We start from the raw sequence: 21,398 nt of genomic DNA, 5'->3' as shown, positions 1-21,398 counted from the left end.
AGGGCCCGACCCTAGTTGCGCAGCCGCTCAATAGCTTGCGCCAGCGCCACGTACAACTTGCCAATATCCGACGACAGCAAGGTAACGCCGATTGCGTTCCCATCGCGCGTGCTGAGCAACAGGCGCATGATGCCTTCGAAATCATGCACATAACGGTTTACATGTTCGCGGAACATGCTGTCATCGCTATAATGTTTGGCAATGATCTTTGCCTCACGCGAATCCAGCAAACGCACGGCGCGACGGGTAAACACGCCCCGGTCACCCTTTAAATAGGCTGCCCATGCGGTATCGGTCACGTCGTTGGATAATATTTTGGTGACGTCGATAGCTGTCGAATTCAAAGATTCGGTCAAAATCACCATGCGGCGTGCAAAGCTCTCATCTTGGACCGATTCAAAGCTGTTGATGGTATCAGCAATTCGGCCTTCAAGGCTCGTCGTCATGTCGTTGAGTTCGCCGAGTTGCTTGGTCACCAAGGAAGAGGCGGTTCCCGACAATTCGATGTTGCGCGATATGGCTTCCTGCACAGCTTCGTTCATCGACGCGACCTGCGCATCCAGTGCATTGGCCAATGCAGCGCGGTTTTGTTCGGTCAACTGATCAGCAATATGCGCCAGTTCCTCATCGAGGATTTTGCGGCTGCTCTCTGCGGCAGCGCGCGTTGTTTCACGTACACGGAGCAAGGACGTTACCAAGCTGTCATTAGCTTGGTCCGACATGTCTTGCAGCAGGGCCTGCGTTTGCTTGAGCGCAGCGCCAAGGGCATCTACTTGGTCATGGCGTGCGGCAAAATGGGCATCGCTCTCGACCATAAGTGCGCCAACTGCATCATGTTGCGCAGAGAATGATTGCTCAATTTCGTTGAGCTTTTCAAGCGTTCCGTCGCTTATATTGTCGAGCGCTTCTGCGGCGGCAAGAGCTGAGTTCACTTGCTCTATGCCTTGTGTCATGCGCGCGTTTACGCTGTCCATTGCGGCGGGAATCTTATGACCTATTTCCAGATTGGCCGCGTTGAGAGATGCAATCAACTTGTCCGATTGGTCAAGTAAGTCGGCTGTGGTTGATTGGTTGTCAGACAGGGCGCTTCCCAGCGAACGGGTGCTTTCGTCCAGCGCCGATACGGCAGAGGCAAGTTTCGACGTCTGGTCAGTGGCTGTGCGGTCAATCTCTGAAATCTGTGCGGCACTATTTTGAATATGTTCGCTAATATTCGCGATCATGGACTGTATGCGCGCTTCTTCTTGGCTGGATTGGGCTTCTATGTCACCCAAAGCCCGACGCAGGTCGGCGAGGTTGGACAGAATTTGCGCTTTGCTGCCGGTAACGAGAGCGTCGACATCGCTTGCTGCCTGCGCGATGCCATTGGAAATCGCTTGTGCGGCGCTGTCCATAAGCGTGGCCATTTCGGCGCTTCGGTCCAGTGCTTCGGTGCTCGTATTATCCAGCAGCTTTATACTGTTACCCAAAGATTGCTCTAGCCGGATGGACAAATCATCGGCGCGCGTTTCGACATTCTCAATATACTCGCTCACCGACTTACCCGCCTCGCTAACGCGTTCAAGGGCAGTGATCAGTGTCTTAATTTGAACCTGGGCATCATTACCCGTGCTTCCGATCTGGTTGCTGACATCTTTGGCAGCGCTCGTGACCACGGGTAAATTTTTGCGGAGTTGCTCCAAATTCATATTGGCGGCGTTACTCACCGATTCCAGCGTCTTTGCCTTTTCATCGCTATCGGCAAGAGCCGCCGATAACAACTGCGCAGATTCCATCAGGTTTTTTGATGACTGGCGACCCAATGTTTCGAGTTCTTGCGCATTTTGCGACAGAAATTGGCGCGCGAGGGATATTTCTTCGTTGACCGTCCGCATCCGTATGGCCAACGCAACGCTTTCGGTCCGCAACATTTTCGCAATCCGGCCAAAGCGCATGGCTTCCCGGCTGCTGTTGCGCATGACCAGCAACCACAGGACAGCAATTAAAAGCGTCGGCATGGCCCAAGTCGCGATCAGCGTTACAAGCCGGTCATTGTTCATGGCAAATTGCGCTTCAGACCAATACGTCAGGCCAAAAAACGCCGACCATCCGGCGAACGCGACCAACAACAGGGTCGGGGCAATATATCGCCCGACAGCATCGCGGTGAGGCGTTTCGTCCGCAACATCATCATAATCATAGGCCGCCGCTTGATCATCTTCAGCAGCGTCTTCGGCGTTGCTGCCAATGGCCGGCAAAGCCATTTCTTGATCGGTTTCAGTGTTTTCGCGGTTCATGCCGACGATTTTGGAGCGTGTAGTCATGGAGCCTATTTAACACATTATTCGGGGAGAGAAACGCAAACTTATCAAATTGTAGAAAGGGAAATGAAATGACCGAGGACTAAGGCGTATTTCGTCCTCTTATGGCAAATAAATAATCGCAACCGAGCGCTTTAATGCGGGATATCGGTCGGCATCATATATTTCTGTTGGCAAAACCGCCTTAACATTCATATCGGGACAATGGCCTCCGTTCGAACTCCGATTTTCCCGACCATCGCTTTGCTATCCGTTGCAGGCGATAATGGTAGTGAACAGGATGCGGTGACCGGTGCCGTGCGTTCGGACTTGGCGGGCCTGTCCTTGATTGAATATCAGATAATGACGCTCGCGCGTGCCGGTATCCAAAGGTTCCTGATTGAAGTCGAAAATGTCGACGGTTCTTTAACCGCGCTGGCCGACCGGTGTCGCCTGCGCAAGCTGACGGTCGATTTTGTCCGCACCGGTGCGGATATTCTGCGTTACGTCGACGCCGACGATCGCATATGGGTGCAATCAGGGCAGTTGTATGTGCAACTGGGTTTGATTGAAACGCTTCTTAAATCCAGCGAAAATTTCATCGCAACCATTGATGGGCGTGACGAAAATGGCGCGTTTGAACGGGTTGATATCAACACAAGATGGGCTGGTGTCTCGATTGTGGGATATGACGCTATTGCCATGCTGCGTGACCTGCCAGAGGACTGGAGCATCCTATCATCCCTGCTGCGGCAGGCGTTGCTGGCCAAGGTTCCGTTCCGTCCACTGTCTCAACAGCATGTTCATAATGGCACGCTAACCGTTCTGACGGGCGCGCAGGATTTTTCGGAACTCAATCGCCAGATACTCCGGCGACGTGTGGCCAGCCGGGCAGGGTATATTGAGGCATATGTGTTCGGGCCAATCCTTGCCCGTCTCGTTCCACTCATCTGGCAGAGCCCGACAGCCGTAACTGTGACCAAATTCGCAAGCCCTGTGATAGCTTCAGCGGCAGTTGCCTTGGGGCTTGGAAACCACGCAATAGCAGCAAGTGTCGCTGCATTTCTATCCATCGCGGCAAACGCACTACGTTTGGCGGCAACAGATGATGCGGATGGCAGTGATCACATACAAAGCCTGTCTGTTGTCACTTGGACGCTGATTATACTGGCGATATTTGGTAGCGCTTATGTCACGACACCCGATCAGAACAATGGCTTGTTCGCTGCGTTTGCAGTGGCCTCAATCGGATATCTTACCCACAGAATGGCGATGCCAGACTGGGCGAAACAATTGCTGCATTCCCCTGCTGCTTTGGCATTTTTAGCTATCATTGGGACAGCCACCGTTGGAATAATTTCGGCATTACAATGGATTATGGTATTCCAACTTAGCGTCCTGATAATCGCCAACAAGACGCGCGACGCCGAAGGAAAAAAGTCTATCTAAGCTTAAAGGCGCGTTAACCCAACAGCCCTATAGCCGTGGTTGTTAACTATTTGGGATTGGCGTTGAAGCCACCGTTTGGCCACCCAGAAGCTTTCAGTTGCGCGGCACCATATGTCGTCGCGCGGCTCCTTGGAGTTGCGGAAGGCGGAGGCGCAATGTTTACGCTCCGCCTTCCACGATAATTTAGCGCGCGTCTAAGCTTGGGTAAGGACGGTGATTTGGTCCGGTATACAACTGACGCGGGCGGCCAATTTTCTGCGCAGGATCCGAAATCATTTCGTTCCACTGGGCAACCCAACCCACGGTCCGCGATAGCGCAAACAAAACGGTGAACATTTCTGTTGGGAAACCAATTGCCGACAGGATGATGCCGGAATAGAAATCGACATTCGGGAACAGCTTCTTCTCAATGAAATATGGGTCGTTCAAAGCCATTTCTTCGAGTTGCATCGCAACGTCGAAAATAGGATCGCTGATGTTCAGTTCTGTCAGAACCTCACGAACTGTCTTCTGCATAACCGAGGCACGCGGGTCATAATTTTTATAAACGCGATGGCCAAAGCCCATCAAGCGGAACGGATCATTCTTGTCCTTCGCCCGCTCGATATAATGCGGAATGCGATCAGGGGTGCCGATTTCGCGCAACATGTTTAACGCAGCTTCGTTCGCACCGCCATGCGCTGGGCCCCACAGGCAAGCGATACCAGCGGCAATACAGGCGAAGGGATTCGCGCCCGATGATCCGGCCAAGCGGACAGTCGAGGTGGACGCGTTCTGTTCATGGTCGGCATGCAGGACGAATATCCGGTCCATTGCGCGCTCAATGACAGGGTTCACGACATATTTTTCCGCTGGAACGCCGAAGGTCATGCGCAGAAAATTGCCCGTGTAGGACAAGTTGTTGTCAGGATAGACAAAAGGCTGCCCGACCGAATATTTGTAGGCCATGGCCGCAATTGTGGGCATCTTCGCGATCAAGCGATGGCTTGAAATCATCCGGTGTGTCGGGTCACTGATGTCGGTGGAGTCATGGTAAAATGCGGAAAGCGCGCCGACCACGCCGCACATGATCGCCATAGGGTGTGCATCGCGTCGAAAACCACGGTAGAAAGTTGCCAATTGTTCGTGCAGCATGGTGTGCCGCGAGATGGTTTGGCTGAACTTGTCCAATTGCGCTTTGTTAGGCAATTCGCCGTTCAACAGCAGATAGGACACTTCCATAAAGCTGGACTGCTCGGAAAGCTCTTCGATGGAGTATCCGCGGTGCAGAAGGATGCCTTTGTCACCATCAATAAAGGTCAGCGCGGACTCACAGCTTGCCGTCGAGGTGAAGCCAGGGTCAAAGGTGAAATGGTCCGACGCCCCGTAGAGCTTGCGGATGTCAATCACGTCAGGGCCTTCTGTACCCTGCATGATGGGCAAGTCATATATGGTGTCGCCAACGGTTAGCGTTGCGTTTTTATCGGCCATTTTCAAACTCCATATCTACTAAGCTAATTACCGGACCGCCCATTAGTAGGGCATTTTTTTTAATTTCACGGGACGCGGGAGACGCCCGTGACGACAATCTAAGACCGTTTAAATGCCAATATATCGTGGGGAGAAAATGGCTATATCGTTGCCTAGCCCAATGATAGGAAATTCCATGGGCGTCAAGGCAAACAATAGCTTCTGCATCGTGGATAAATTGCGCTTTTGCTCTCTGATGCTAAATATCTGTCGTGGAACAAAAATTTGGCAATTTTGTCGCGGATGGAAACGTCCGATATGGTGCGCAACGGACGCTGTCTGCGGTTCTGGAAAACTGGCTCGACCGCGAACGCGACCAATTACCCTTATGGTTTCCCGTTGGTATCGGATTCGGCGTCGCATTCTGGCAGTTTTTTGGCAGTTCTGCTTGGGCAGGATTGGCCATGTCAAGTGCCTCCTTGTTGTTTTTCGGGAACTTGGCACCACCCTATAGCCGGTTGCGGCAGTTGGCCCGAATGGCTGCTATGGCGATAATGCTTGGGTTTCTCCTGATTGCCTTACGATCAACGACCGTTGCCCAGCCCGTTTTAGGAAAAATTTGGGTTGGGGAGTTTTACGGGCGAATTGAAGCGGTTGAAAACATCTCCGCGCGCAATGTCTTTCGGCTACGGCTCGCAACTGGCAGCAATTCCGATTTGCCGCCATTTGTGCGCGTCAACCTGTCACCGGAACAATATCAAGACGACTTCCAACCCGGCGCGATCATCCGCCTGCGCGCGCGTCTGCTGCCGCCTGCTGGGCCAACCTTGCCCGGCGGATATGACTTTGCCCGGCGCGCATGGTTTCTACAGATCGGTGCAACGGGAACGGCTTTGGGCGAGGTGCAGTTGCATCAAAAAGCAGACCGCGGGGCTTGGTTCGCGACGCAGCGCGCCGCGCTGACTCAGCATATAATGGCATCCATGCCGCAAGGGAGCGGCGCCATAGGCGCGGCACTGGTCACTGGCGATCAGGGGCATATTGATGCGGCCGATGCACAAGCCATGCGGGACAGTGGTTTGGCGCATTTATTATCGATTAGCGGCTTGCATGTGACGGCGGTGGTCGGGTTCATTTTCATCGCGGTCAGCCGCCTTTTGTCTTTGTCACCCTGGCTGGCATTGCGGATTCCCATACCCGTGGTTGCAGCGGCAACCGCCGCTTTAGCTGCGCTCGCATATACGTTGTTGACGGGCGCTGAAGTGCCCACGGTCCGATCATTCATTGCTGCGGTGCTCATCCTGATTGCGCTGGCCATAGGGCGGGACGCGCTCACCCTTCGATTGGTGGCCTTTGGCGCGTTAATAGTGCTGATATTCTGGCCCGACGCCAGATCTGGTCCAAGCTTTCAACTCAGCTTTGCGGCCGTTGCGACCATCGTGGTCATGCATGATCTGCCAGTTGTTAAACGCTTTACTGAACGGCGCGACGAGAGCCTGCTACGAAAAGCGGCGCGGGCGGTTGGATCGCTCATCCTGACCGGCTTAGCTATTGAGCTTGTGCTTACCCCTATTGCCCTGTTTCATTTTCATAAGGCAGGGCTTTATGGTGCCTTGGCCAATGTGGTGGCAATCCCGATGACAACGTTCATGATCATGCCTTTGGAGGCATTAGCGCTGATTTTTGATGTATTGGGTCTCGGGCAACCACTTTGGTGGCTGGCAGGGCAGGGCATCGCCGCGATATTAATACTCGCGCATTCCGTCAGTAGCCTGCCCGGCGCGGTCACGATGATGCCTGCTATGCCCATTTGGGCCTTTGCAGCTTTTGTTATTGGTGCGTTGCTATTTGCCTTGTTGACGACGGCTGTCCGTTATTGCGGTGTTCTTTTGTGTGCGATTGGCATCATCGCCATGGTCATGGCCCCTCGTCCGGATATTTTGGTGACCGGGGACGGCAAACATTTGGCCATAGTCAGCGCAGATGGAGAGGTGGCGTTGCTGCGCGGTAGGGCAGGTGATTTTGTCCGCGGGATGATTTTTGAAAAAGCAGGAAGCTTTGCAAAAGCAACGCCGATTGAAGACTGGCCCGGCGTCCAATGCACGTTGGACAATTGCGTGATAACACTGATGGGAGCGGAGCGCGCATGGACATTACTCGCCACCCGAACGAGGAACCCGATACCGTCCATGGAAATGGCCGCAGCCTGCAAACGCGTCGACATTGTCGTAAGCGACCGATGGTTACCGCAGTCATGCCGCCCCAAATGGATAAAGGCGGACCGCCGATTGTTGGAGCAAAGCGGCGGTCTGGCCTTTTATCTGGATGATCAACGCGTGGTTACCGCCAATGAAGGCAACCGAAACATGCCTTGGGTAAAGGCTGCCCAAGCCGCGCGTGCGGCAGAAGCGTCAGATCAATGATATCGGCGGAGTAGTCCAGCCAGCTTACCCTGAACCTCCACCTCATGCGGCGCATAATATTGCGGTTCATAACTGCCATTGGCGGGGTCAAGCCGGATTTGCTGACCTTCACGGCGCAGATACTTCAATGTTGCTTCCTCACCGCGCACCAACGCCACCACAATTTCGCCATCGCGCGCCGTATTTGCCTTGCGAATCAAAGCGTAATCGCCATCCAATATCCCCGCCTCAATCATTGAGTCACCGGATACCTCAAGCGCATAATGCTCCCCTGCGCCCAACAATGCCATCGGCACGGATAATGAATTCTGACCTTCAAGCGCCTCAATCGGCACACCCGCCGCAATCTTGCCGTGGAAGGGAATTTCCATGACATCATTGGCGGCAACAGGGATTTGAATTTGGGGTTTGCTTTCCTTCACAGGCGCAAAACGGGCCACATTGTTACTGCCCATATTCCCGCCCTCGGGCATTTTCATCACTTCAAGCGCGCGTGCACGGTTGACCAATCGCCGGATAAAGCCGCGTTCCTCCAACGCACCGATCAAACGGTGCACCCCGGACTTACTCTTCAGATCAAGCGCCTCTTTCATTTCCTCAAACGACGGGGAAATACCAGTTTCATCCAATCGTTGGTTAATGAACAAAAGCAGTTCGTGCTGTTTCGCTGTGAGCATATTCAGGGTTCCATCCTGTTGAACATGAATGGAACGATTAGAGAACAAAAGCGGTTAAGTCAAGCACAACGTGCCTATCCCCTTCGCATAGGTAGGGATTGACTAAAATGTGGGAACATTTACTTATCCTTGATATCGACAGAATCGAGGACACTAATGGCCGAAGACGAAGAAAGCCCAGCGCCAGCGCGCGAGCAAATAAATACAAAATTGGCGGATCTGCCTTCGGCTACCAGTGGTTTAGATTGCCCTCTAATTTATGCAGACCTGATTAAGGGGGCTATGATTTTCAATGGCGTAGCCAAGATGTATTTGATGGAAACACGGATGGATGCGAGCACAAACGAGCTTCGAAATATCCATGTAGCTTCCTTGGTGGTGCCAGCTCCGCAACTGAAATCTTGGGGAGAGTTCTTTCTAAGGATTGCGCAGGGCGAAGACGAGGCTACAGCAGCCAAAGGTCAAGATGTCGAATAATCACCTTCGGCTCGTTTCGGACAGCACGTCAGGTGAAGCAGAAGTTGCTAGCTACACTGGTAACCTTCAACCCACTGGCATTGTCGATGCGGCGGGGCGGGCCTTTTATGTTACGACTGACGCAACAACTGGCGGCGGATCGGGAGGTGGTGGTGCAAGCCCGCCAGCGGGCAGCGATGGTGATGACATGAAAACCCCGTTCGTAAAGTTGAAGCAAAACGTTGAGCTGTTGAACAAGGTTGTCGGAAGCGCTATAGTTATAGCGCTCGGCACTTTTGTAGGGCTGTTTTTCAATTTAGATGATCGGATAGCAGATCGCTTTGATAAAGCGGACAAGCAAGTTGAGTCCGTGGTGCAGCAGGTTTCTGATTTGCGTGTTGAAGCAACTAAGCAGGACGCGAAACTAGACCGGATTTTGGAGAGTGTAGATGCCCGTAAGCCTCCGACAAGCGCTCAAGGAAAACAGGTTAACTGATTTCGTCAAAGAGCATAGGCGCGACAAAAAGGGCGACGCCACTGCGTTCAATTCGACTTTGGAGGCAATGGCTGGAAAGTCGAAACCAGTTCCGAAAACATCGTCTGCGGACGCTCCCGACGATTAAACCGATACTCGGCTTCCTTGGCATATTTCCAAAGATGCTTGCTCGATACGTGAATGTGAGTGCCGGTAATGGCGCGCTTCAACTGTGACCAGAAACCTTCAACGCCATTGGTCGTGACCCGCCCGCGCACATACTCGCCTTGGCCGTGATTGACAGTGTGATGGTCATACCATTTGCCGACAAGTTCGATGCCATTATATGAAATAAATTCGTCGGTGTGCAGGATGGTGTGCGGCTTCACGTTATCGACGATAGCGCCCTGCAATGTAGTTTTACGGCGATTAGGAATGACTTTCGTTATGACGTTGCCGTTGCGCTCCAGCATCGCCATGATCGCCGTCTTGTTACCCTTGTATCCAGCGCCCATGCCCTTGGCTTCGCCGCCGATATATGTTTCGTCGATCTCGACCGTGCGCAGGAAGCCGCCAATAGGAGCATCACCGTCAACGTCTGCCATGTGCTTGCGGATAAGGTCAGCCATGCGCCATGCGGTCTTGTATGTGACGCCCAGCTGGCGTTCCAGTTCCTTCGCAGCAACGCCGTTACGGGTGGTCGTGAAAAGGTAGATCGCATAGAACCAAAGCTGCAGCGGGGTGCGCGTTTGCTGGAACGGCGTTCCTACAGTCGGGTGCAGGTGATGGCCGCAGAACTGGCAGGAATAGGCCCGTTCGGCTTTGATTCGAAACCACTTGGAAGCGCGACCACAAGACGGGCATTCATAGCCCTGCCCGAAACGGACGTTGAATAGGTGCTGCAAGCAAGTTTCGTCATCGCGGAATTGCTTGAAAAACTGGGCTATATTCTGTGGTTTCGTTTTCATAGGGCATTATATATCCTAATTGTTCTACGTATGCAAGGGGGATAATCACGAAGCACAATGTGCATATATTCCGTCCAGTTTCTACGACAGGCGCATATATTGAACCATGGTCCCTTTTGCTCGCGGCGGAACATTTGGCTGTTGCACCAGCAGTGCATTGGCTTGGGACAAAGTGCGCGTTAGGCCGCTGTCCTGCGATATGAATGGCGTGATATGTCCGCCCTCGACCGTTGCGCGCATATATTCGGCGCGGTCTCCTCCTGCTGGCAGGTCGGTAAAGGTGGCCGCTTCAAAATATGCGGGCAGGGGCGCATTGCATCCTGCCATGTGCCGAATCAGCGGCAAGAGGAACAGAAATGCGGTGACGAAGGCGGAGGACGGATTGCCCGGTAGGCCAAGGACCACCGTATTTCCAACTTTGCCGGCCATCAAAGGCTTTCCCGGACGCATGGCAACTTTCCAGAAATCCATTTGCGCGCCGATGTTCACCAGCGCGGTCTGCACCAGATCATGGTCGCCGACCGACGCGCCGCCGGTGGTGACAATGATATCCACTTGTTCGCAAAGCGCCGACAGGCTGGTCTCAAGCGCCGTCACATCATCGCGCAAGATGCCGGCGTCACGGACATCACAAGGTAGGCCAGCGAGCATGGCTTGCAACATCGGGCTGTTGGAGCAGGGGATTTGCGCAGGGCCAATAGCGGACCCAGCGGGCACCAATTCGTCGCCCGTGGCGGCAATGGCAATGCGCGGGACGCCACCTACCGTGAGCCTGCCATGCCCCGCCATCGCGGCAACGGCTATGGCCCCTGCGTTCAAATAAGTGCCCTTTGACAGCACGGCGTCACCAGCGCGAAAATCGCCCCCAACGCGGCGGATATTGGCCCCGGGCATAGGGACACGGTCAACTGTTGCGCGCAATATATCGCCATCGCGCGCGGCATTTTCTTGTATCAGGACGCTATCGGCATTTTGAGGGACATAAGCGCCGGTGAAAATACGGACGGCCTCGCCACGTTGTAGGCTGCCTGTAAAAGGATGCCCTGCCGCGCTTTCGCCGATTACGCGCCACGGGCCGGGAAAGTCCTCTACAGCGAGTGCATAGCCATCCATCGCAGACAGGTCCGCCGCAGGTTGCGTGCGCATGGCGATCAATGGTGCGTGCAGATAATGCCGCACGGCCTGCATCAGGTCTCGTTCAACAGGGGGCAAAACAGAGGTCAGCGCCAGCAATCTGGCCTGCGCTGCGTCAACCGAAATCATGCGCTATAGTCGCCGGATTTGCCGCCGGTTTTGGAGAGTAAGCGGACGTCCGAAATGATCATCGATTTGTCGAGCGCCTTGGCCATGTCATACAGGGTCAGCAAGGTGACGCTGACCGCGGTCAAGGCCTCCATCTCCACGCCCGTCGGCCCGTTCAAGCGGACGCGGGCTTCAACACGAATGGCGGTGGCCTCATATGCAAAATCAACGCTGATTTTGGACAACATCAACGGGTGACACAACGGAATGAGGTCGCTTGTCTTTTTCGCTGCCAATATGCCCGCGATGCGCGCCGTGCCCAACACATCACCTTTTTTCATATTGCCCGCGCGTATGGCCGTAAGCGCTTCGGCAGACATGGATATCCGGCCCTCTGCAACAGCTTCACGCGCCGTGTCTGCTTTGGCCGACACATCGACCATATGCGCGCCGCCATCGGCGTCCAAATGCGTAAGATCAACCATGTCCGGTCAAAAGCCTGTGCGTTGCGGCCTTGATATCATCCTGCCGCATCAGGCTCTCGCCCACCAAGAAGCTGTTAACACCGACCTCTGCCATGCGCAGGCAATCGGCATGCGTTGAAATACCGCTTTCGCAGACGAGCAAGATATCATCCGGCACCAATTTGGCCAGACGCTCCGTTGTGGCCAGATCCACCTCGAAGGTTTTCAAATTGCGGTTGTTCACGCCAACAAGCTTGGATTTCAGATGTTTGAGCGCGCGTTCCAGCTCAGCCTCGTCATGAACCTCAACCAGCACATCAAGATTTTCTTGGCCTGCGGCATCCTCAATTTCAGCCATCACGACATCATCCAGCGCCGCCACGATGATCAAAATAGCATCGCCGCCCATCGCGCGTGCTTCTGCACATTGCCACGGGTCGACCATGAAATCCTTGCGGATTACCGGCAGGTCACATGCGCCGCGCGCCGCGATCAGATAATCCTCATGCCCCTGAAAATACGGCGCGTCTGTCAAAACGGACAAGCAGGCAGCACCACCCGCCTGATAGGCCGCAGCATGCGCCGCCGGATCGAAATCCCCGCGGATCAGGCCTTTGGAGGGACTGGCTTTCTTGATCTCGGCAATGAGCGCGATTCCGGTCTGGCTTTTGGTCCGCAACGCTGCTTCAAAGCCGCGCGGTGCGGAGGGCATTGGCCAATGCTTCAAGCCCAGAGGCTTGCGCTCCGATACTTCAACGCGCTTGGTCGCGCAAATTTCTGCAAGCTTGTCCGCCATCAATAGGCCACCCAACAATTCAGCAATGCATTGGCAAGGCCCTTGTCAATGGCCTCGGCTGCTTCTTCCACACCCTCGGGCATAGTATCCACGACACCTGCGACCACCAAAGCCGCCGCCGCGTTGAACAAGACGGCGTCGCGATAGGCGCCATGTTCGCCCTGAAGCAATCTGCGCAATGCCAGCGCATTATACTGCGCATCACCGCCACGAATGGCTTCAACAGGGTAAACGGGCAGGCCAGCGTCCGCCGCGCTGATGCGTTGGTAGCGGATACCGTCGGCGTCAACCACAGCGACTTCATTACCGCCAGCAAGGCTTAATTCGTCTAAGCCTTCGTCGCCGGAAATGACGCGCGCATGTTCGGTGCCCAAATGATGCAGCGCCTCGGCATAAACCGGAATATAGTCAGGACGCGCAATGCCGATGAGCTGCCGCTTCACGCCCGCAGGATTGGCCAATGGGCCCATCAGGTTGAAAATCGTGCGTTGGCCAATGCGTTGGCGGATCGGCTGAATACGCTTCATCGCCGGATGGTGATTGGCCGCGAACAGGAAGCAGATGCCCAAATCTTTCAACGTTTCTTCCGCCTTCTGTCCGGCGCGTTCCATATTGAGGCCCAACGCCTCCAACGTGTCTGCTGCGCCCGCCTTGGATGATGCCGCCCGGTTGCCATGCTTGGCGACAGGCACTTCGCAGGCGGCCACGACCAAAGATACGGCGGTGGAGACGTTCAACGTATGATGCCCGTCACCACCTGTGCCGCAGACGTCTATCGCACCCTGTGGCGCGTCTATGGGGATTAATCGGTCGCGCATCGCCTGCGCCGCAGCCGCGATTTCCACCATCGTCTCGCCGCGCGCGGTCAGCGCAATCAGAAATGCCTCAATCTCATCCTCGGACGCGCGGGCGTCCAATATGTCGGCAAAGGCCTGCGCCGCCTCATCATGGTCGAACAGATGCTGCGGATCGGGTAGGGTGCCAAAGGGAATCATGCGCGTTCCTTTGGTGTCATTCCCGCAATACGCATGAAATTGGCCAGCATGGAGTGCCCGTGCTCCGTCGCGATGCTTTCAGGGTGAAACTGCACGCCATGAATTGGCAGAGTCGCGTGACGAAAGCCCATGACATGGCCGTCATCGCTTGTGGCATTCACAATCAAATCGGATGGCACATTTTCGACAATCAACGAATGATAACGCGTCGCCAGAAACGGGGAGGGCAATCCTGCGAACAGGCCGCTATTATCATGCGTAACAGGCGAGGTTTTGCCATGCATCAACCCACCGCGCGCAACGGTGCCGCCAAAATGCTGACCAATCGTCTGGTGACCAAGGCATACGCCGAGCAATGGCTTGCCTGCATCGGCGCAAGCGGCAACCAGATCAAGGCTCACGCCCGCTTCGTTCGGTGTTTTCGGCCCTGGTGAAATCAGGAACGCTTGCGCGCCGGACGACAGCGCCTGACCCGCCGAAATATCGTCATTGCGTGCAACGTCGACCTTGGCCCCAAGCTCCATCAGATAATGGACAAGGTTCCACGTAAAGCTATCATAATTGTCGATGACCAATATCATGCGGCGTGCCTAGCGGCTTTGCTGGGTGTGTGGAAGAGGCACTATTGACCAAATTTCGCTTCGCCAGCCACACGAATGGCCTCGTGCGCCGCGGCGATTAGCGCGCCAGCCTTGGCCTCGCATTCGCGTTGTTCATATTCGGGGTTGCTGTCGGCAACGATCCCAGCGCCCGCCTGCACATGCATGATGCCATCTTTCAACACCGCCGTGCGCAAGACGATGCAGCTGTCCATGTCGCCATTGGGCGAGAAATAGCCGACCCCGCCTGCGTATGCGCCGCGCGTTTCCGGCTCTAGCTCCGCTATGATTTCGCACGCGCGGACCTTGGGTGCGCCAGACACTGTGCCTGCCGGAAAGCCAGCGAACAACGCGTCGATAGCGTCCTTATCATCGGCCAATTCGCCCACTACGTTCGACACAATATGCATCACATGGCTGTAAAATTCGACCATATAGCTGTCGGTGACGGTCACACTTCCGCCCTTTGTCACGCGGCCAACATCGTTGCGCCCAAGGTCGAGCAGCATGAGATGCTCTGCGCGCTCCTTAGGATCGGCCAACAAAGACGCCTTATTTTCCGCATCCTCAAGGCTGGTTTTCCCGCGCGGTCGTGTGCCCGCAATTGGACGGATCGTCACTTCTCCACCGCGCGCACGCACCAATATTTCCGGGCTTGACCCGATAAGTGCAAAGCCCGGAAGGTCGATAAAATACAGAAATGGTGAAGGGTTTATTCGCCGTAACGCGCGGTAGAGATGGACGGGTGGCAGGTTAAAGGGCGCGGTAAAACGCTGCGCCAGCACCACCTGAAAAATGTCGCCAGCCTCTATATATTCCTTGGCTGACGCTACCATTTCGGCATAGCGCCCTGCGGGCAGGACTGGTTGCAGCTTCAGCTCTTGTCCATCGCTCTGCGCCGCCGGTTCCGCTTGGGCGAGGTGGCCCGCATCGAGCAGCCGTTCCGCAGCATCCAAACGCTCATGGGCGAGCGCAACGGCTTGGGTATCCTTCATGCCTGGCCAGACGGGTGACACGAGGAACATTTCGTCTTTCAACCGGTCGAACAAAAGAATAACCGTTGGCCGCACAAACAGCATGTCCGGCAATTCCAATGCCGATTGTGGCGCGCGCGGCAGCTTCTCGACAAGTCCAATGGTCTCATAACCAAAATAGCCGACAAGGCAGGCAAGGGCAGGTGGTAATTCATCGGGGACATCCATGCGACATTGCGCTGCCAAGGCGCGCAAGGCATCGAGCGACGGGAGCAAGGACGGCACAAACGCCTCCCGATCGGTCATCCATTGATTGTTGATTTCCGCCTTGTTCCCAGCGGCGCGGAACACAAGGTCAGGCGCGATGCCAATAAGGCTATGACGACCGCGCGTTTCGCCGCCCTCAACCGACTCCAAAATGAAATCGCCGCGCTCTGCCTCAAACAATTTCAGTGCAGCTGACACCGGTGTTTCGGTGTCAGCAATGCGCTTTCGCCAGATGAGCTGGGGCTTAGTTTCCGTCACGGTTTGTCAGGCGGGTGCGGAGTTCTTCGATACCGCCTTCATTCTTTTCAACGCCAGCATCTTTAGACGCAGATACGATCATCTGCGCGGCATATTCTTGTTGCAATATGCCACTGATCTCTTGTTTGCGTGCCATAAGCATGGGCACATTCCCGCGCGCGTCGCCCTTTATAACGTCATTAAGATGCACAACATACCAGCCGCGTCCCCCACCGCCGGCGAGAATCTTTGCCGTGCCCTTTTTCATGGCGAACATCATAGACAAGGGCGGGGGAACGGGTTGCCCCTCGCGTGAGATGTCTGCCCGGGTGCCACTGAGCCGCTCAACTTGAGCGCCCTTGATAGCTGCGGCGGCAAGCGCGGATTGAAGCGGCTGGCCACCGTCTACGGCCTTGCGTATGGCATCCGCAGCGGCGCGTGCGCCCTTTGCGCCTTCCGACAAAGCCCATTGCTGCTGCACGATGCTGCGCACGTCATTCAAGGGCGGCGGCGCGGCTTCTTCAAAATCGGCAACGGCAATCATCGCGAATTTCTCACCCGGCACCAACTCAATCAATTGCGCCTCGCCATTGGTTTCCATCTGGAATGCTGCGGGCAACATGACCTGCATTTCGGGAATTGGTTTATAAGAAGAATTGCTGATGTCCTGTCCGGTCGCCAGCAACTTAGGCGCGGTGCTTACGGTTAAGCCATTCTGCTTCGCCACATCGGCAATCGTTGCGCCATCTGCGAACGCGTCTTCGATCTCTGCGGTCATTTCGGTCAGCATTTCTTCGCTGCGCGTTTTGAGCAATTCCGTCTCAATGTCGGCGCGCGCCGCCGCCAGCGACTTCGCCGCTATAGTGTTGATCGCATCGATACGGATCACAGTCCAACCCAGCTTACCACGCGCAGGCGTTGCAATGCTGCCCTGTGCTGCGGCGAATACCGCCTTGGCCACCGCTGCAGTTGTGGAGCTTGTCAGGCTGTCTTTGGTAACATTTGCCGTGGTCGTGACCGATAGCCCCAAGTCATTGGCAACCGCCGACAGCGATTTTCCGGCAGCAACTTGCGCCACGACGGATTTTGCCGCGGCTTCCGTTGGGACGATGACTTGGCTGATGTTCCGCGTTTGTGATGCCGCAAACTGCGCGGCATTTGTTTTGTAATAAACGGCAATATCCGCTTCGCTTGGCTTTGCGCGTTGCGCGGTGATGTCGCGTCCAAATATCGCATAGCTAATAGCCCGCTTTTCGGGGATGGTGAACTTTATGGCATTGGCGCTGTAAAACTGCGCTAGCACAGCTTCGCTTGGCGCGCGTGTTGGCAAAAATGCAGTGGCAGGAATGGACGCAATCTGTCCGGAACGTTGCTCCAGCATCAACGACGCATAAGGTAGCGCCATGCCGTCCGATGCGGATGGTCCGCTGGCGGCTGCTGGCAAAATTTGCTGTGCGAACAAATTTTGAGCCAAACCTTCGCGGATGGATTTTTCACTGAGGCCGATTTGTTGTGCAAAGGCGCGAAAGGCGTCCGCGCTGAACTTTCCATCTAGTCCCATGGCACCGGGGATTTTGCGTATTTCGGAGTCGACAAGGCGCTTGCTGACCGCAACGCCATATTCTTCCCCAAAAACCGTGATTGCATATCCGTTTATCAACTGCCCAAGCGTGGCATCAAGCCCGCCGCCATCGACAAATTGGGCCATATCAAGCGTTGGATTGTTTTGACGCTCCGCCCTCAATTGGCTTTCCAGCGAGTCATTCATCTCACTTAAGGTTATGTTTTTATCGCCTACGCGGGCAACGTTACCGCCACTTAATGCGCCGAAATTACCCGAGCCGCTCACATCGCCGAGTGTAAAGGCAACGGCGATTAGTCCAATGAATATAAGCGCAAAAACTGCACCGAATTTTGAATTAATGAGCGAACGAATGGAGCTAATCATGAACTGCGATTTCCTGCGTATGTGGCGCTAAGTGCCTTCTGCGTGACGCTTTAGGCGGCAAGCCGCTGGCAATCAAGGGATAGACTTGCCCAAATGGCGGAAAGCATGGATAGCCGATGAAGATTCGTAGCCGAGGAAATTTTGGGGTGTCAGATGCGTAAGTTTATCGTCGGAAATTGGAAAATGAACGGCATGTCCAGTGATCTGGACGAAATAGTGGCGATATCTGCAGTGGCGCAGCTGCATCCATCTGTGGATTCGGCTTTGTGCATTCCGGCCACGCTTATCGATCGGGCCGTCACCGCCGTTGGCGCGTTTCCAATTGGCAGCCAGGATTGCCATATGCAACGGGCAGGGGCACATACAGGCTGCGTTTCTGGCGACATGTTATTGGATGCAGGCGCCGTACTGACGATAATCGGCCACAGCGAACGCCGCGCAGCGCAGCAGGAACAAGACAGTGATATCCGCGCCAAAGCCGAGGCGGCGAAGGCGGCTGGTTTGAAAACCATCATATGCGTCGGCGAAACGCTTGATGAACGCGAGGCGGGTAAAGCTTTGGACATTGTCTTGGGCCAAGTGGCGCATTCCTTACCGGAGGCTGCGGCAGGCGATTGGTTGAGCCTTGCCTACGAACCTGTATGGGCCATTGGAACGGGACGCGTTGCCGAACCAACCGATGTTGCGGACATGCATGCCGCCATTCGTGCTGCCTTGGTGGCGCGTTTTGGTGCGGAAGGCGAAAAGATCCGCATTTTATACGGTGGTTCCATGAACGGTGACAATGCCGCGGTGCTTTTGGCGCTGCCCAATGTCGACGGTGGATTGATTGGCGGGGCGAGCCTGACCGCAGCCAAATTCCAACCGATATTGGCCGCAGCCCAAGTCAGCGGCGAATAGCATTGAAGAATGTGGATGCGCTCGCTATGTGGGCGCCATAATCTTTGGCACATCGCCTCTTATATTCGGAATTTTTCTCATGGGCATTTTTCATTTTCTCATCGTTGTTCAGGCCATTATCGCAGCATCGCTCGTTGGCGTCATTTTGATGCAGCGTTCTGAAGGCGGCGGCTTGGGCATGGGGGGAAGCCCGTCGGGCCTTATGTCAGCCCGCGGGGCTGCAGATTTTTTGACCCGCACAACCACGATATTGGCGACCTTGTTCATCCTGCTGTCGATATCACTGGCGTTCGTTGCTGCGCAAAAGGGCAATAGCGGTGAAATCGACAATAGCTTGCAACGGACCGAAGTGCCTGCAACGCCGACTGCGCCAGTGACGAATGCACCTGCGACTGCGACGCCTGCGGCCCCTGCGCCCGCAACCGAAGTCCCACTCGACAAATAATCGTTTCGGTCGGAAATACCGTTTTACACAGGTTAATTTTCATCTGCCGGATTCGCGCGCTTGTGTTTTGGTGCAAAGATAGCTTAAGCCTTCTCTCCCATGACACGGTTCATTTTTATCACCGGTGGCGTGGTTTCCTCGCTTGGCAAAGGTCTTATGGCGGCATCGCTTGCCGCCCTTTTGCAAGCGCGCGGCTATCGCGTCCGCATCCGGAAGTTCGACCCTTATTTAAATGTCGATCCAGGCACGATGTCGCCATATCAACATGGCGAAGTCTATGTGACCGATGACGGGGCAGAGACCGACCTCGACCTTGGCCATTATGAACGCTTCACTGGCGTTTCGGCGCGGCAGTCGGACAATATTACGTCGGGCCGCATTTATCAGAATATCATCCAAAAAGAGCGCCGTGGTGATTATCTTGGCGCCACTGTGCAGGTCATCCCGCACGTCACCGACGCCATTAAAGAATTCGCCAAGGCCGAGACACAAGACATGGATTTCGTTCTGTGCGAAATCGGCGGCACCGTTGGCGATATCGAATCGCTGCCGTTTATTGAGGCCATTCGCCAGTTGCGCAACGAGCTGGGCCGCGAACGGACCTTGTCCGTGCATGTGACCTTGGTGCCGTATATTGCCGCAGCCGGTGAGTTGAAGACGAAGCCCACGCAGCATAGCGTGCGTGAACTGACATCCTTGGGTATTCAACCTGATGTGTTGCTGTGCCGCTGCGAACATCCACTGCCCGAGGCAGAGCGCGCTAAGATTGCGGCATTTTGTAATGTGCGCAAAGAGGCAGTGATCCCAGCTTTGGATGCAAAGAGCATTTATGCTGTGCCCCTGCAATATCATAACGAAGGCCTTGATAATGAAGTGCTTCGGGCATTTGGCCTTGAATCGGAAGGCGAGCCTGATCTGGGCCGTTGGGACGATATCATCGACCGGCAATCCAACCCCGAAGGCGAAGTAACCATCGGCGTTGTCGGCAAATATGTTGGTCTTGCCGACGCCTATAAATCGCTGAACGAAGCTTTGACGCATGGCGGTTTGTCCAATCGCGTAAAGGTCAACATCAAATGGATTGACGCCGAATTGTTCGAACAATCCGAAGAGGACATTGCCACAGCGCTTGAGCCTATGAACGCGATTTTGGTCCCGGGCGGATTTGGGGAACGCGGCTCCGAAGGCAAGATTGCCGCAGTTAAATTCGCTCGCGAACGTCAGGTGCCCTTTTTTGGCATCTGCCTGGGCATGCAAATGGCATGTATCGAGGGCGCACGGAACACCGCAGGCCTGTCGGGCGCATCCAGCACGGAATTTGGCCCTACCAAAGAACCCATCGTAGGCATCATCACCGAATGGATGAGCCAAGAGGGTATTCAAAAGCGCGAAACCGGTGGCGATATGGGCGGCACAATGCGGCTTGGCGCTTATGATGCCGTGCTGGATGGTAACAGCCATGTGGCTTCGATTTATGGCAGCAAGAACATATCCGAGCGGCATCGCCACCGTTACGAAGTGAATGTCCATTATAAGGATGCGCTGGAGCAGGGCGGGTTGGTGTTCAGCGGCATGTCGCCCGATGGCGAATTGCCCGAGATTGTCGAACGTCCCGACCATCCATGGTTTATCGGCGTGCAGTTCCACCCGGAATTGAAATCACGCCCCTTTGCGCCGCACCCTTTATTCGCCAGCTTTGTTAAAGCGGCGTTGAAACAGAGTCGCTTGGTATAATATAAAAAGGAGCGGCAGGTCTTATTCTGCCGCCCCATATTTTAATGTTTAAGCAGCTTGCGGCCCTTTTTTCTTGGGCGCGTCATCATGTTCAATGACCGTAGGCGTGGTTTTTGCGCCAATCGCAATTTTGCGCGGCTTCAACGCTTCGGGCACTTCCCGCAATAGGGTGATAATCAAAAGACCGTCGGCCATGTCCGCATCGATCACATGAATGTGATCGGCCAGTTGAAACCGGCGTTCGAAGTTCCGGTTGGCGATGCCCATATGCAGAAAATCGCGATTATCATTACTTTCTGACTGCTTGCTGCCGGTCACAATTAGCAAATTTTGCTGCGCAACTATGTCGATCTCATCGGTCTTGAACCCCGCAACGGCGACAGTGATCTTATAATCATTCTCACCCGTGCGCTCGATGTTGAACGGGGGGTAATTTTCATTTTGCGCGGCACGGCCTGTGGTTTCGAGCAGCTCGAAAAGGCGGTCAAAGCCAACAGTGTTCCGGCGATAAGGTGTAAAATCAAAACGCGTCATTACAAATTCTCCTTCAAGCAATTTGGTTCGTCGCTAACCCCACAAATGCAGCGGCCAGCATGTTCGTTTTGGAGCCTTTCGGCCTCC

At 54.8% G+C, this 21,398-nt stretch carries 19 protein-coding genes; 7 read left to right on the top strand and 12 right to left on the bottom strand.

Annotation, left to right across the window (positions count from 1 at the left end; all coding sequences use genetic code 11):
* Positions 1–11: 11 nt before the first annotated feature.
* Positions 12–2,303: a hypothetical protein gene (locus tag Q0O07_RS04900; RefSeq protein ID WP_295491095.1), complete on the bottom strand. Its 2,292-nt coding sequence runs from the start codon at positions 2,301–2,303 to the stop codon at positions 12–14.
* Positions 2,304–2,504: 201 nt separating this feature from the next.
* Between Q0O07_RS04900 and Q0O07_RS04895 the strand changes: the two genes are divergently transcribed.
* Positions 2,505–3,728, top strand: coding sequence for a hypothetical protein (locus Q0O07_RS04895; RefSeq protein ID WP_295491092.1), 1,224 nt, complete (start codon positions 2,505–2,507; stop codon positions 3,726–3,728).
* Positions 3,729–3,911: 183 nt separating this feature from the next.
* On the opposite strand, the gene Q0O07_RS04890 is transcribed toward Q0O07_RS04895, so the two are convergent.
* On the bottom strand, positions 3,912–5,198 hold the full coding sequence (locus Q0O07_RS04890; RefSeq protein WP_295491089.1) for a citrate synthase: 1,287 nt from the start codon (positions 5,196–5,198) through the stop codon (positions 3,912–3,914).
* A 251-nt stretch (positions 5,199–5,449) separates the two neighbouring features.
* On the opposite strand from Q0O07_RS04890, the gene Q0O07_RS04885 reads away from it, so the two are divergent.
* The gene (locus Q0O07_RS04885) at positions 5,450–7,600 is read left to right on the top strand and encodes a ComEC/Rec2 family competence protein (protein ID WP_295491087.1); all 2,151 of its coding nucleotides are present in this window, start codon (positions 5,450–5,452) and stop codon (positions 7,598–7,600) included.
* Here Q0O07_RS04885 and lexA read toward each other — a convergent pair.
* Complete coding sequence (lexA, locus tag Q0O07_RS04880; RefSeq protein WP_295491084.1) at positions 7,594–8,277, bottom strand: transcriptional repressor LexA; 684 nt, start codon at positions 8,275–8,277, stop codon at positions 7,594–7,596. The genes Q0O07_RS04885 and lexA overlap by 7 nt on opposite strands.
* A gap of 156 nt (positions 8,278–8,433) precedes the next feature.
* Between lexA and Q0O07_RS04875 the strand changes: the two genes are divergently transcribed.
* Together Q0O07_RS04875 and Q0O07_RS04870 are read left to right on the top strand one after the other, a co-directional pair.
* Entirely contained in the window at positions 8,434–8,754 is a 321-nt protein-coding gene (locus Q0O07_RS04875) for a hypothetical protein (RefSeq protein ID WP_295491077.1), read from the top strand.
* Positions 8,744–9,229: a hypothetical protein gene (locus Q0O07_RS04870; RefSeq protein WP_295491074.1), complete on the top strand. Its 486-nt coding sequence runs from the start codon at positions 8,744–8,746 to the stop codon at positions 9,227–9,229. The genes Q0O07_RS04875 and Q0O07_RS04870 overlap by 11 nt, the downstream gene beginning before the upstream one ends.
* A gap of 47 nt (positions 9,230–9,276) precedes the next feature.
* On the opposite strand, the gene Q0O07_RS04865 is transcribed toward Q0O07_RS04870, so the two are convergent.
* From Q0O07_RS04865 to Q0O07_RS04830, 8 genes are all read right to left on the bottom strand, one after another.
* Complete coding sequence (locus tag Q0O07_RS04865; protein WP_295491070.1) at positions 9,277–10,176, bottom strand: IS1595 family transposase; 900 nt, start codon at positions 10,174–10,176, stop codon at positions 9,277–9,279.
* 81 nt (positions 10,177–10,257) lie between these two features.
* Positions 10,258–11,439: a molybdopterin molybdotransferase MoeA gene (locus tag Q0O07_RS04860; RefSeq protein WP_295491067.1), complete on the bottom strand. Its 1,182-nt coding sequence runs from the start codon at positions 11,437–11,439 to the stop codon at positions 10,258–10,260.
* Positions 11,436–11,903 carry a cyclic pyranopterin monophosphate synthase MoaC gene (gene moaC / locus Q0O07_RS04855; protein WP_295491064.1) on the bottom strand — a complete coding sequence of 156 codons (468 nt, stop codon included), beginning with the start codon at positions 11,901–11,903 and terminating at the stop codon, positions 11,436–11,438. Before moaC ends, Q0O07_RS04860 begins: the two co-directional genes overlap by 4 nt.
* On the bottom strand, positions 11,896–12,678 hold the full coding sequence (gene trpC, locus Q0O07_RS04850) for an indole-3-glycerol phosphate synthase TrpC (RefSeq protein WP_295491061.1): 783 nt from the start codon (positions 12,676–12,678) through the stop codon (positions 11,896–11,898). Before trpC ends, moaC begins: the two co-directional genes overlap by 8 nt.
* Positions 12,678–13,673: an anthranilate phosphoribosyltransferase gene (gene trpD / locus Q0O07_RS04845; RefSeq protein WP_295491058.1), complete on the bottom strand. Its 996-nt coding sequence runs from the start codon at positions 13,671–13,673 to the stop codon at positions 12,678–12,680. The genes trpC and trpD overlap by 1 nt, the downstream gene beginning before the upstream one ends.
* The gene (locus Q0O07_RS04840) at positions 13,670–14,254 is read right to left on the bottom strand and encodes an aminodeoxychorismate/anthranilate synthase component II (protein WP_295491056.1); all 585 of its coding nucleotides are present in this window, start codon (positions 14,252–14,254) and stop codon (positions 13,670–13,672) included. The genes trpD and Q0O07_RS04840 overlap by 4 nt, the downstream gene beginning before the upstream one ends.
* 41 nt (positions 14,255–14,295) lie before the next feature.
* On the bottom strand, positions 14,296–15,771 hold the full coding sequence (gene trpE / locus Q0O07_RS04835; protein ID WP_295491053.1) for an anthranilate synthase component I: 1,476 nt from the start codon (positions 15,769–15,771) through the stop codon (positions 14,296–14,298).
* Positions 15,758–17,698 carry a peptidylprolyl isomerase gene (locus Q0O07_RS04830; RefSeq protein WP_295491050.1) on the bottom strand — a complete coding sequence of 647 codons (1,941 nt, stop codon included), beginning with the start codon at positions 17,696–17,698 and terminating at the stop codon, positions 15,758–15,760. The genes trpE and Q0O07_RS04830 overlap by 14 nt, the downstream gene beginning before the upstream one ends.
* Before the next feature lie 153 nt (positions 17,699–17,851).
* Between Q0O07_RS04830 and tpiA the strand changes: the two genes are divergently transcribed.
* The 3 genes from tpiA (at position 17,852) to Q0O07_RS04815 (ending at position 20,777) form a co-directional block, all read left to right on the top strand.
* A complete protein-coding gene (gene tpiA, locus Q0O07_RS04825; protein WP_295491046.1) occupies positions 17,852–18,598 on the top strand; it encodes a triose-phosphate isomerase in 747 nt (248 codons plus the stop codon).
* A gap of 85 nt (positions 18,599–18,683) precedes the next feature.
* Complete coding sequence (gene secG, locus Q0O07_RS04820; RefSeq protein WP_295491172.1) at positions 18,684–19,043, top strand: preprotein translocase subunit SecG; 360 nt, start codon at positions 18,684–18,686, stop codon at positions 19,041–19,043.
* A 99-nt stretch (positions 19,044–19,142) separates the two neighbouring features.
* The gene (locus tag Q0O07_RS04815; RefSeq protein ID WP_295491043.1) at positions 19,143–20,777 is read left to right on the top strand and encodes a CTP synthase; all 1,635 of its coding nucleotides are present in this window, start codon (positions 19,143–19,145) and stop codon (positions 20,775–20,777) included.
* A 48-nt stretch (positions 20,778–20,825) separates the two neighbouring features.
* On the opposite strand, the gene Q0O07_RS04810 is transcribed toward Q0O07_RS04815, so the two are convergent.
* Complete coding sequence (locus Q0O07_RS04810; RefSeq protein WP_295491041.1) at positions 20,826–21,311, bottom strand: Hsp20 family protein; 486 nt, start codon at positions 21,309–21,311, stop codon at positions 20,826–20,828.
* Between the last annotated feature and the right edge of the window lie 87 nt (positions 21,312–21,398).

Origin of the sequence: Sphingorhabdus sp. EL138 (assembly GCF_945890115.1) — a bacterium.
GTDB lineage: Bacteria > Pseudomonadota > Alphaproteobacteria > Sphingomonadales > Sphingomonadaceae > Sphingorhabdus_B.
Note: the sequence above shows the minus strand (reverse complement) of the source record. Positions and strands in the feature narration are given on the sequence as shown.

Excerpts from the sequence above, each read along its gene's own strand:
- Q0O07_RS04830 (WP_295491050.1), bottom strand. The coding sequence starts at position 17,698 with ATGATTAGCTCCATTCGTTCGCTCATTAATTCAAAATTCGGTGCAGTT.
- Q0O07_RS04890 (WP_295491089.1), bottom strand. The coding sequence starts at position 5,198 with ATGGCCGATAAAAACGCAACGCTAACCGTTGGCGACACCATATATGAC.
- Q0O07_RS04815 (WP_295491043.1), top strand. The coding sequence starts at position 19,143 with ATGACACGGTTCATTTTTATCACCGGTGGCGTGGTTTCCTCGCTTGGC.
- Q0O07_RS04875 (WP_295491077.1), top strand. The coding sequence starts at position 8,434 with ATGGCCGAAGACGAAGAAAGCCCAGCGCCAGCGCGCGAGCAAATAAAT.
- lexA (WP_295491084.1), bottom strand. The coding sequence starts at position 8,277 with ATGCTCACAGCGAAACAGCACGAACTGCTTTTGTTCATTAACCAACGA.
- Q0O07_RS04865 (WP_295491070.1), bottom strand. The coding sequence starts at position 10,176 with ATGAAAACGAAACCACAGAATATAGCCCAGTTTTTCAAGCAATTCCGC.
- Q0O07_RS04900 (WP_295491095.1), bottom strand. The coding sequence starts at position 2,303 with ATGACTACACGCTCCAAAATCGTCGGCATGAACCGCGAAAACACTGAA.
- trpC (WP_295491061.1), bottom strand. The coding sequence starts at position 12,678 with ATGGCGGACAAGCTTGCAGAAATTTGCGCGACCAAGCGCGTTGAAGTA.
- trpD (WP_295491058.1), bottom strand. The coding sequence starts at position 13,673 with ATGATTCCCTTTGGCACCCTACCCGATCCGCAGCATCTGTTCGACCAT.
- Q0O07_RS04810 (WP_295491041.1), bottom strand. The coding sequence starts at position 21,311 with ATGACGCGTTTTGATTTTACACCTTATCGCCGGAACACTGTTGGCTTT.
- tpiA (WP_295491046.1), top strand. The coding sequence starts at position 17,852 with ATGCGTAAGTTTATCGTCGGAAATTGGAAAATGAACGGCATGTCCAGT.
- Q0O07_RS04840 (WP_295491056.1), bottom strand. The coding sequence starts at position 14,254 with ATGATATTGGTCATCGACAATTATGATAGCTTTACGTGGAACCTTGTC.
- moaC (WP_295491064.1), bottom strand. The coding sequence starts at position 11,903 with ATGGTTGATCTTACGCATTTGGACGCCGATGGCGGCGCGCATATGGTC.
- Q0O07_RS04895 (WP_295491092.1), top strand. The coding sequence starts at position 2,505 with ATGGCCTCCGTTCGAACTCCGATTTTCCCGACCATCGCTTTGCTATCC.
- Q0O07_RS04870 (WP_295491074.1), top strand. The coding sequence starts at position 8,744 with ATGTCGAATAATCACCTTCGGCTCGTTTCGGACAGCACGTCAGGTGAA.
- Q0O07_RS04860 (WP_295491067.1), bottom strand. The coding sequence starts at position 11,439 with ATGATTTCGGTTGACGCAGCGCAGGCCAGATTGCTGGCGCTGACCTCT.